This window comes from Corynebacterium amycolatum SK46 (genome assembly GCF_000173655.1).
Taxonomy (GTDB): domain Bacteria; phylum Actinomycetota; class Actinomycetes; order Mycobacteriales; family Mycobacteriaceae; genus Corynebacterium; species Corynebacterium amycolatum_A.
This window is the reverse complement of record NZ_ABZU01000010.1, coordinates 37,947-49,450: the sequence shown is the minus strand read 5'-3', so window position 1 is coordinate 49,450 and position 11,504 is coordinate 37,947. Positions and strand designations below refer to the sequence as shown.

5 protein-coding genes and 1 tRNA gene are annotated in these 11,504 nt (G+C 58.9%); 4 read left to right on the top strand and 2 right to left on the bottom strand.

Features of this window, described 5'->3' with window-relative positions; translation table 11 throughout:
• Nucleotides 1-35: 35 nt before the first annotated feature.
• Together CORAM0001_RS07500 and CORAM0001_RS07495 are read right to left on the bottom strand one after the other, a co-directional pair.
• On the bottom strand, nt 36-389 hold the full coding sequence (locus CORAM0001_RS07500) for a DUF3817 domain-containing protein (RefSeq protein WP_005511118.1): 354 nt from the start codon (nt 387-389) through the stop codon (nt 36-38).
• Nucleotides 390-422: 33 nt separating this feature from the next.
• A complete protein-coding gene (locus CORAM0001_RS07495; RefSeq protein ID WP_005511173.1) occupies nt 423-818 on the bottom strand; it encodes a hypothetical protein in 396 nt (131 codons plus the stop codon).
• A gap of 203 nt (nt 819-1,021) precedes the next feature.
• Between CORAM0001_RS07495 and CORAM0001_RS07490 the strand changes: the two genes are divergently transcribed.
• The 4 genes from CORAM0001_RS07490 to acpS all read left to right on the top strand — a co-directional run bounded on the left by CORAM0001_RS07490 (nt 1,022) and on the right by acpS (nt 11,494).
• Nucleotides 1,022-1,103, top strand: a tRNA-Leu gene (locus tag CORAM0001_RS07490).
• Between the two features lie 284 nt (nt 1,104-1,387).
• Nucleotides 1,388-1,585, top strand: coding sequence for a hypothetical protein (locus CORAM0001_RS07485; RefSeq protein WP_005511106.1), 198 nt, complete (start codon nt 1,388-1,390; stop codon nt 1,583-1,585).
• A gap of 352 nt (nt 1,586-1,937) precedes the next feature.
• The gene (locus CORAM0001_RS07480) at nt 1,938-11,093 is read left to right on the top strand and encodes a type I polyketide synthase (protein WP_244262019.1); all 9,156 of its coding nucleotides are present in this window, start codon (nt 1,938-1,940) and stop codon (nt 11,091-11,093) included.
• Nucleotides 11,090-11,494: a holo-ACP synthase AcpS gene (gene acpS / locus CORAM0001_RS07475; protein WP_005511123.1), complete on the top strand. Its 405-nt coding sequence runs from the start codon at nt 11,090-11,092 to the stop codon at nt 11,492-11,494. The genes CORAM0001_RS07480 and acpS overlap by 4 nt, the downstream gene beginning before the upstream one ends.
• The last annotated feature ends 10 nt before the right edge of the window (nt 11,495-11,504 follow it).

Here is an 11,504-nt window from a genome sequence, read left to right as displayed (position 1 = left end):
GCTCTCGGGCGAACCCTCGGGCTGCCGAGAGCCCGCTACTTCAGCTGGAAAGCGGTCTCGACTTCCTCACGGCGCTTCTTCTCGACAAAGAAGGAGAGGAACGGGACGACACCGCCGAGCGCGGTGATGATCCACTTTGCTGGTTCCCAGCGGGCCTTGGTGCCCAGGTTTACGGTGGCAATGAGGAATGCCATGTAGCCGAAGCCGTGAATCTGGGCGGTGTAGAAGAACCACCGCGGCGCATCGGCGGAGTTGTCGAGGATGAGGTACTTGTAAATCATCTCGGCACACAGCAAGAGCAGCATTACACCCGTGAAGTAGGCGGTGACGGAGAAGTACGTCAGTGCCTTCCTTACGCGCTCTTGACGATCTGGATTGATGTTGGTCACTAAAAGTCCTTTTCTCGAATAAGCAGTTATCGCCTAGGCGTTGGTGCCAGAATCCGTCGATTGTGTCTCATCCACACGCTGCACCTTTCGCGAGCCATCTGGGTTGGTCGGCAGGAACTCGTCCGGGATTTCCGTCATGACATCGTCTTTAGTCTCAAAAGCGGCCTCGCTATTGCCGCTCAGGCGTTCGCGTTCGTACTCCATGTACTTGCGGTAGGCCCAAATAAAGAACAGGCCGAAAGCAGGCCACTGCAGTGCGTAGCCCAGGTTTTGGAATGAGCTGGTTGTGTTCCACCTGCTGAGCTGCCAGTAGGCGAGTGCAAGAGTGGCCCCGACTGCAAGAGCCAAGAAGATTAGTTGCACCACGCGGGTACGAGTGGGAATCTTCGCTGGCTTGTCAGTGGTATTGGAATGCTGTGAAGTGGACACATAACCACCATAGCTAGTCCGTGACCTGCCAAGCTAGCGCGCTCGCTGGTTAAGGCAGGGGATGGGGCATTAGGAAATCTGCGGCAAACCCGTTAAAGTGTGTACAGTCCAAATGAGCTGTGATGGTTCGTTGCGCCTGTAGGTGGCTAATAAGTAGTCCATGCTTACGGGGACTGTACGGAACTATCACGGATTCGCGACGGGCGCCTGTGGCGGAATTGGCAGACGCGCTGGATTTAGGTTCCAGTGCCTTAGGGCGTGGGAGTTCAAGTCTCCCCAGGCGCACACATAAATACCCCGTGACTATGCAGGTCACGGGGTGTTTTCGTTCTCCACCCCGCCAGATTTTTCGCCGATGGAAAGCCCTGGCCGCCAGACCAGCTGTAGACCTGCGACAGTTTTCGCATCGGGAAGGGGAACACAAGACGGGGCAGTCGCACAGCGCGCGTGAGTGCCATTCTGGGAAACCTTTGTTCGCTCATTCCACTGCGTAGGGCAATCGAGTCTGTCGATACAATGACGCTGATCGAATCGTATCTTGAATCGTAAGGTGGAAGCAGGGAGGCAACATGAGCATCTCGATGCATCTGGATGAGTACATGGCGCGTCGTGGCATAGTTCCCGACGACACTGTGGTCAACGATGATCCCTGCGCAATCTTCGATGGCAAGGTCGAGCACGATGGTAAATCGCAGCAGGACCTTGAAGAGTCGGAGCGGCGCTTAGAGGAAGCGGAGTCCGCAATTCTGGATATGCTAGGCGATTAATCGAGGAAAGATTGAGCGTTCTCGACGCTCATTGACACACATTCCGAGTGTGATGTTCATCACCGATTAGGTATAAATCGGCGCAGTCTTCCCGGCTTCATTTTCCACCGCTGATGCTGCCAGAGTGGTGGAGCGCAAGCGATTTCTCGACAGGGGAACACTGTTTCCTACCTGCGGCGTTCTTTCACTTTCGAAGTGCTGTGCTCGCTGATCTCGCAGCCGTGTCCAGCCTCTCGTTTTTGGGCTGAAAATTATTTTTACGTTGATGGCGTCGCAAAACTGCACGAGAAAAACATGATGGATTCCTCATGATTTATGGCATAGTGTCCTGGCAAGGATTTGGAAACAAAAGATGTTTTCATTTCGTACTCCACAAGACAAGGACCTCAGCCACGTGAAATACGAAAAACTCGCCACTTTGCAGACCAACGTCGTAACTGCTCCAGACCTGGGCACTTTTGCAGTCACTTTCGCCGGTCAATCGCAACCATGGCTGGACACTCTCTCCAGCGTTATGGCCAGTGGCAACTCAAAGAAACTACGGGAAGTTTTCACTCGTGCTGAGGAACTGCTCACACCGCTTGACGACGATCTCATCGGCCAGCTTCCCGCAGGTTTCGACCCCTTCGGTTGGGCAATCTCACTCGTTACAGACGAGCCATTTACCGGAGATACAACCAACCCTGCGGTCAGCGTTCCGGGCATCGTCTTGGCACAGTTGGGCATTGTCGAGTTGCTGGCAAAGCAGGGAATTAATATCACCGAAGCGGTAGCGGTAACCGGTCATTCGCAAGGTGTTCTTGCCGCTGAGATTGTCGCTCACCCAGAGAAGGCGGCAGAGCTTCTGGCACTCGCTCGCCTCATCGGTGTGGCGTGTGCGCGCGGAAGCCGAGTAGCCGGATTTGGGCGCGCGCCGATGATGAGTATCTCTGGCCTAACGGTCGAGGAGCTGGAGCCTTTCCTTCCCCAAGGCTGTGTCATCGGTCTGAAGAATACGCAGACCACCAGCGTAGTTGTCGGTAAGCAGGATGAACTAGACCAGCTGGCAGAGCAGCTCGCAGCGCAGCAGCCGAAGGGGCGGGAAGTCGAATGTACAGTTCTGCCAGTTAGTGGAGCATTCCATCACCCAGCGCTGGCACCTGCTGTGGCATGGGTAGTGGAGCGAGCTGAGCGCATTGGGCTAGATGCGGAAACGGCGGACCGGCTTGCGCGTGCAATCTTGGTTGACCCCAGTGACTGGAGCGCCGAGGTACGAGGGCTCATCGACCAAGGGGCAACCACCATTTTGGATCTTGGGCCGAACACAGGTGTCGTCAAGCTGACAGAACGTAACGCTGAAGGCTACGGCGTGGCGGTGATTGCTGCGGCAACAGCTGCGGGCAGGGGCGTCCTTTCTGAGAGCGACATTGAGCACCCAACATCGTGGCTGGAGTTTGCACCGCGTCTGGTCACTGGAGACAAGCCCCGTGTCGAGACGAAGTTCACTAAGTTGACCGGGCGCTCGCCAATTCTGCTCGGCGGTATGACCCCGACAACTGTTGACCCTGAGATCGTGGCGGCTGCTGCGAACGCGGGGTTCTGGGCGGAGCTGGCCGGTGGCGGCCAAGTCACGCCGGAAATCTTCGAGGCTAATGTGGCACGACTGTCCGATCTACTCGAGGAGGGCCGCAGCGCACAGTTCAACACCATGTTTTTGGATCCGTACCTGTGGGGTTTGCACATTGGAAGCCGGCGTTTGCTCCCGCGCGCGGTGGCAGCGGGTCGACCGATTGATGGTGTCACCATCTCCGCGGGAATCCCCGAGGTGGACGAGGCAGTTGAGCTAGTAAAGCAGCTGCGTGAGGGCGGAATTCCGCATGTCTCCTTCAAACCGGGCACAATCGCTCAAATTGAATCGGTGCTCGAAATTGCAGATACCTTGGCGCAGCAGGGCACGCCGTATCCAATCATCATGCAGGTTGAAGGTGGGCGTGCTGGTGGCCACCATTCCTGGGAAGACCTCGATGACCTGCTAATTAACACCTACGCAAAGATTCGCAGGCGAGATGTGGTGCTTGCTGTGGGCGGCGGTATCGGCAAGCCAGAACAGGCCCGTGATTATCTGATGGGCACGTGGTCGACACGGTACGGATTGGCGCCGATGCCGGTTGACGCTGTCATCATCGGCACAGCTGCGATGGCGGCAAAGGAGTCGACCGCCTCTGAGTCCGTGAAACAAATGCTGGTCGACACCGTCGGCACGGACAACTGGATTCCCGCCGGTAGCGCAATGGACGGCATGGCTTCGGGGCGCAGCCAGTTGGGTGCTGATATCCACGAGATTGATAACGCCGCAGCACGCGCAGGCAGATTGCTTGACGAAGTCGCAGGTGACCTCACTAAGGTCACCGAACGGCGCGCAGAGATTATCGAGGCGATCAACGCCACCGCGAAGCCCTACTTCGGAGATGTCAGCACCATGACGTATGCCGAGGTGCTGAACCGCTATCTCGAATTGTGTGCGCCCGAAGGGACATTCCTCGATCCGACGTGGTCGACGCGCTTTGTCGCACTCGTCGATCGCGTAGAGGCACGACTGAATGCAGTCGACGCGGGCACGTTTGACGCGCTTGCCGACGGCGACAGCTTGCGCACCCGGCCGCAGAATGAAATCTCTCGACTATCCGGCTTGCTGAACCTGGATACCCAGCTCCACCCGGCAGATGTCACCTTCTTTATCTCTGAGCTCTGCCGCACACCTGGCAAACCTGTGCCATTCGTTCCGGTTATCGATGATGAGGTTCGTCGCTGGTGGCGATCGGACTCCCTATGGCAGGCGCATGACTCTCGCTACGATGCGGATCAAGTCTGCATCATCCCAGGGCCGCAGGCTGTTTCGGGCATTACCCGCGCGAATGAGCCAGTAGCGGAGATTCTGGGTCGGTTTGAAAAAGCTACCGCACAGGCATTGATGGATACCGGTTACCTGCCGGAGGCTCCTGTTGACGCCCTCAGCCGGATGCTCGCAGCACCTGTGATTTGGTGGGCTGGTCGACAGCAGCCAAACCCGGCGCTGGCACTTGGGGCGGAGCATGAGTGGGTATGTGTATCTGACACAAGTAATGGCTCTCGTTCGCAACGCCTGGAACACCCAGGTACGGGTGCCATTTTGGAGACCATCGGAGCTGATGACAGCAATGATGAAGGCGGGGAGGACCTCGTCTGGGCACAGCTGACCGTTCCGCTGCCCGATGCTGCGGGGGAGAATACGCAACTGCGAATTCGCCTGTGCCAGAGTGCAGCGGTGGGCGCAGTGCCCGTCGTCAAGCATGAGGATGCGGCAGCGGTGATGCGGGAGCTTACGCGAATCGCGGCTGGCGGTGGGCTTGCAAACATCGTCGATGGGGTCGCGGAGTGGGAATCCGTGTGGGATCCGATGGCGATGGCTGACTACGATGCGGTCACTATTGCAGCTGCCGGCGATGAGTCACAGGCGACGGTGCCAGACGCGTTGGTCGGGCATGCTTGGCCAGCGATTTTTGCGGCAGTCGCGCAGGCGCGTACTGAGACCGGTATTGATGTTGTTGAGGGCATGCTCGCACTTGTTCACCTTGAGCATCACATTCGTATGATTGGGGATCTGCCGCAGGAAACCACAACGTTGCGGATTAGTGCGCGTGTCGATGAAGTCATTGATACGGACTTAGGGCGACTAGTTGTGGTACGCGCGGAGGTTCGTGATGGCGATACGCTGCTCGCCACCTTGAGTGAACGCTTTGCCATTCGGGGCCGGAACGGCGGCGAGACAGCGCGGACTAATACTGTGCCATTTCCAACGGTCACGGATACGCCCCGGAGTTTCCGCGGTGCGTTGACCGTGGAAGCGTCTAAGGCGATGGAGCCATTTAGCTGTGTCACGGGCGATCGCAATCCTATCCACGTCGATTCCCGTGCAGCAGCGCTAGCTGGCCTACCAGGGGTTATTGTCCATGGAATGTGGCTGTCGGCGATGGCCGAGCATGCGGCTGTTGCCACGTCGGATGCCGGCATTGGCAATCGGGTGATTGAGTTCACTGCGACTATGCTGAGCCCGGTTCTGCCTGGACAGGAAGTGAAGTTCTCTGTAGAACGCCGTGGTTTTGATGATCGCCCAGGCGCCGGTGAAGTCCGCGAGGTCACGGCCACAGTAGAGGGCGAGCTGGTACTGACTGCCACTGCTGTAATCGCCGCACCGACGACCGCATATGTCTTCCCCGGTCAGGGGATTCAATCACAGGGGATGGGGCTGTCTGCTCGGACTCGCAGCGTAGCGGCCCGCCGCGTGTGGGACCAGGCTGATGCGATGACCCGAGAGAAGCTTGGCTTCTCCGTACTGGCTATTGTCCGGGACAACCCGGTAGAGGTGGTCGTGGATGGTGTGCGCTATTTCCACCCAGAAGGTGTCCTGAATCTGACTCAGTTCACCCAGGTTGCGATGGCGACGTTGGGGCTGGCACAGGTTGCGGAGCTCCGTGAAGCAGGGCTGCTGGATGAAACAGCTCACTTTGCGGGACACTCTGTCGGTGAGTACAACGCGCTGGCGGCGTTCGCTGGTGCGCTTGACGCAGACGCCGTGTTGGAGGTTGTCTACCGCCGCGGTTTGACCATGCATGAACTGGTCGAACGTGATGAGCGGGGCAGGTCCAACTATGGTTTGTGCGCCCTGCGTCCGGACAAGATTGGCGTAGGCGAGGACGAGGTCACCGAGTTTGTTAATCGGTTGTCGCAGGAAACCGGTGAGTTTCTCGAAGTCGTAAATCTCAACCTGGCAGGCAAGCAGTACGCCGTCGCCGGCACCGTCGCGGGGCTAGCGGCATTGGCTGAACAGTGCGAGCGCCGCAGCTCGGACGGCAAGGGATACGTGCGTATCCCGGGTATTGATGTGCCATTCCACTCCAGCGTCCTACGCGACGGTGTGGATTCCTTCCGTAAACACCTGGAGCGGCTGCTGCCAGCGGAAATCGCTCCAGAACGCCTGGTGGGACGCTATATTCCGAATCTCACCGCGACCTCTTTTGAACTGACTGAGAAGTTCGTCCGCCAGATGGCTGCAGTCGTCGACTCAGACATTCTGGAAAACATCCTTGCCGATTTCGACTCTGCCGCTGAAAACCCGGCGCGCTTGGCCCGCATGTTGCTGGTCGAGCTGCTGGCCTGGCAATTCTGCTCACCGGTGAGGTGGATTGAAACGCAGGACCTGTTGCTTGAGGATCTCGGTGTCAGCCGCATTATTGAAGTCGGTGTAGGTACAGCGCCCACACTGGCAAACCTGGCTTCCCGTACCTGCCAGTTGCCCCGCCACCGAAGCCGTGACATTCGAGTGCTCAATCTCGAACGTGATGCTGATGCAGTGTTTATGCGCGACCAAATTCAGCCGGAAAAGACTGAGCCCGAGTCGGAGGTGACACCAGAGCAGGACACGGCGCAGGCTCTACCTGGAGAAGTAGGAGCAGCGGGAGAAACAGGAGAAACAGGAGCAGCGGGAGCATCGGCGTCGGCGGTATCCGCCGACCAATCCGCGGCGACCGAACAGGCAACCACAATTACGAGTGCTGCCACCCCGGCTACCGAAGTTGCTGATATTGCCGTCAGCCCGGCACAAGCGCTGGAAGTTCTTATTTGCCAATGGACGAAGGTGCGCCCCGACCAGCTCGGTGCCGCCGACTCCATCGAGACTCTGGTCGACGGAGTCTCATCTCGCCGCAATCAACTGCTGCTCGATCTCGGAGTGGAATTCGACCTCGGTTCAATCGAAGGGGCAGCAGATGCGGAACTGGCTGATCTAAAGGACAAGATTGATAGCTTGGCCAGTGGGTATTCGGCATTCGGCCCGATTCTCTCCGAAGCCATTGCCGACGGTATTCGCCGGATTACCGGTCCCGCCGGTGCAGGCGCGAATTACATCGATGACTATGTGGCCAATGAATGGCAGCTCGGCAAGGGGTGGGCAACCGCGGTCAGCGCTGAGATGATGCTCGGTACTCGCGAGGGTGCATCCCTTCGCGGCGGCGATCTTGCGCATCTGTCTCCGGCCGCCCCAACCAGTACTGCTGAACTCAACCAGCTGATTGATGAAGCGATCCTTGCGGTCGCCGCGCAGCGAGGTGTATCTGTCGCTAAGCCGTCGGCAAGCGACAGCAGTGCTGGAATGGTCGACTCGGCTGCACTCACTGAGTTTGCAGATAAACTGACAGGTCAGCGAGGCATTCTTGCCACCGCTGCACGCACGATTCTGGAGCAACTCGGCCACGAGATTACCGGTGCCGTTGACTTCGATGCCGAAGACGCCGACAGCAACCTAGTAAATCTCGTCACCGCTGAACTCGGCGCGGACTGGCCGAAGCTGGTCACCCCGACGTTTACGCCCACCAAGGCAGTGCTTCTCGACGACCGCTGGGCCACCTCCCGCGATGACCTAGCACGCCTATGGGCAGCCGCTGATGAGGACGTGGCTGAAACCGCGCCGGGCAGTATCCATGAAACCGCAGTCGAGCAGGCACAGTGGTGGGCTGCCAAGGCGGACGCGGCAGGGCGGACACAGTTGGCGAGTATCTACCGCCAGCTGGCGGATGAGGTCATCACGAATGTGGACGAACTGCCGTTGAATGCCGACATCGCTGTTGTTACCGGTGCATCGCCAAATTCGATTGGTGCTGCCGTGGCTGCACAGCTTTTGTCTCAGGGAGCAACCGTTGTTGTCACTACCTCACGCCTTGGACATGAACGCCTGAGCTTCTACAAGCAGCTTTACCGCATGCATGCGCAGGGCGAGGCGAAACTGTGGGTAATACCGGCGAACCTGTCCAGCTTCCAGGACCTGGATTCCCTTATCGACTGGATTGGAACCGAACAGACTACGACGATTGGTGCGGAAGTGGTCGTGACCAAGCCCGCACTGTCACCTACGCTGCTATTCCCGTTCGCGGCACCTACGGTCTCAGGCTCGCTTGCCGACGCCGGTCCTGCGTCCGAGACCCAGATGCGTCTGCTTCTGTGGTCGGTGGAACGACTCATCGCAGGGATGTCAGCACTTGGCGGGGACAATAATCTGCAGCATCGTTTGCATGTGGTGCTGCCGGGTTCACCGAACCGTGGTCGCTTCGGCGGCGATGGTGCCTATGGTGAAGCCAAGGCTGCGCTCGATGCAATGGTGGCGCGCTGGAATGTGGAGGACGCTTGGCGTACCCGCACCACTCTCGCTCATGCACAGATTGGTTGGGTTCGAGGAACCAATCTGATGGGTGGAAACGATCCGCTGGTTGCTGCAGTGGAAGCAAAGGGAGTTCGCACCTTCTCCACCGAAGAAATGGCAGCTGAACTCATTGAGCTGGCGAGCTCGGAGGCTCGGCAGAAGGCACAAATCCGCCCGATTCAGGCCGATCTCACCGGCGGATTGGGTGACGTTGACCTCAACATTGCGCAATTGGCGCAGGAGGCTGCGCAGGTGGCTGCCCCAACAGCTCAAAACTCCGAGACTGCCAGCGGGGCGCGCTCGCAGGAACCGTCGTCAAGCCGTGTTTTGAGCGGCCTGCCAAGTCCACGCCGACCAATTCCGCAGACAACACCGACCTTTGGTGATATCGCGGCGGCTCCGGAGGACATGGTGGTCATTGTGGGCGCCGGTGAGCTTGGGCCGTACGGTTCTTCCCGGACGCGTTTTGAGGCTGAAGTCGATGATATTTCTGCAGCAGGAATTGTGGAATTAGCCTGGTCAATGGGGCTGATTTCCTATGAGGGTGGCTGGCGCGATGCCGACGGGCAACCGTTGGCAGAAAGCGACATTGCTTCGCGTTACCGCGATGAAGTGCTGGCGCGAGTTGGTGTGCGTCGTTACGCCGATGATGGCGATTTGGTTGACAATACGATGACTGAGCTGACCACGGTCTACCTGGATCGTGCGTTGAGCTTTGCGGTGCGTGACCGCGCGGCAGCGGAGACATTTGTCAGTTCCAACCCGGACAACACCACTGCGAGCTTCGATGCCGAGACAGGGCAGTGGCTTGTGACACGAGCCGCTGGCACGCCAGTTCAGGTTCCACGCCGAATGGCGATGAGCCGCTATGTTGGCGGTCAAATTCCGCAGGGCTTTGACCCGGCACGCTACGGTATTCCGGCAGACATGATGGACAATCTGGACCGCGTGAGCTTGTGGAACATTGTCTGTACTGTCGATGCGTTCCTGTCATCGGGCTTCAGCCCAGCGCAACTGCTGGAAGCGGTCAACCCGGCGCGAGTGTCGTCGACACAGGGCACAGGCATCGGTGCGATGGAGTCGCTGCGCAGTCTCTACATCGACGGTCTGCTGGGGCAACCGCGAGCCAATGACGTCCTGCAGGAGGCATTGCCAAATGTTATTGCCGCCCACGTTATGCAGTCGTATGTCGGTGGCTACGGGCAAATGATTCACCCTGTCGCAGCCTGTGCGACGGCAGCGGTGTCGGTGGAGGAGGGTGTCGACAAGATTGCCCTGGGTAAGGCAGATTTTGTTGTCGCAGGTGGCTTCGATGACCTGTCCACAGAGGGAATCACAGGTTTCGGCGACATGGCCGCCACCGCTGACTCCGCCACCATGGAAAACAAAGGCATCGACCATGCGTACATCTCCAGGCCGAATGATCGTCGACGCGGAGGCTTTGTGGAATCGCAAGGCGGTGGCACGGTGCTGTTGGCTCGCGGAGACATCGCTCGTGACTTGGGGCTCCCCGTGCTGGGTGCCGTCGCATACGCCCAGTCCTTCGCCGACGGCGCGCACACGTCCATTCCGGCGCCGGGTTTGGGTGCGCTAGCGGCAGCTCAGGGCGGCGAGAAGTCTCGCTTGGCTCGCGCCCTTGCATCACTCGATGTCACTGCGGATCAGGTCGCGGTGTTGTCCAAGCACGACACCTCGACCAATGCCAACGACCCCAATGAGTCCGAACTGCATGAACGCATTGCAGATGAACTCGGTCGTGAGCGCTCTAACCCGCTGCTGGTGGTCTCTCAGAAATCGCTGACCGGACACGCTAAGGGTGGAGCTGCAGCGTTCCAGATCATTGGTCTGACTCAGGTATTGCGCAGCGGCATTGTGCCAGGTAATCGATCGCTGGACTGCGTCGATCCCGCATTGGCTGAGCATTCGCGTCTGGTATGGCCAACGAAGGCAGTCGATTTCGGCAATACGTTGCCGCTGAAGGCTGGCTTTGTTACCTCGCTCGGGTTCGGACATGTCTCGGCACTGGTGGCAGTCGTGCATCCGGAAGCTTTCTACCAAGCGATAGTGCAGCACGATGGCGCTGAGGCTGCGGAGCGTTGGCGGTCCGCGGCGCACAACCGCGAAGCGGCTGGTCTGCGTCGCATTGATGAGGCTATTTACGGTGGAGAAGCCCTCTACGAGCGTCCACGCGAGCGAAACCTCGCGGACGGTGGTCGGTTCGGTTCACCCGCTGCTTTGGAAAAAGCAGTTCTGCTTTCCGACGGCGCCCGTCTGATCGATGGTGTCCTCCAGCCATGATTGGCGTAGACCTCGTCTATATTCCGGGCTTCGAAGAGCAGCTGAAAATGCCAGGCAGTCAGTTCGCGCAGGCGGTTTTCACGCCTGCGGAGCTACTGGTAGCTAGGCGCCGCGGAGCAGTCGGCGGCGCGCTGGCGCGTCACTTAGCGGGCCGCTGGGCTGCGAAGGAAGCCTTCATCAAGGCCTGGTCGCAGACTCTCTTCGGCAGCCAACCGCCGATTGCGCGAGATCAGCTGGACTGGCGGGAAATAGAGGTGCAGCCGGATGCCTACGGTCGCGTGAGCATCAGTCTCCACGGAGCTGTGAGCCGCCATTTCCACGATCAGGAATGGCAGCTGGGGCCGTCGTTAAGCATCTCGCACGACGGCGACTACGCAATCGCCGTCGTACGCTTGGACTAGTCCGGCGCAG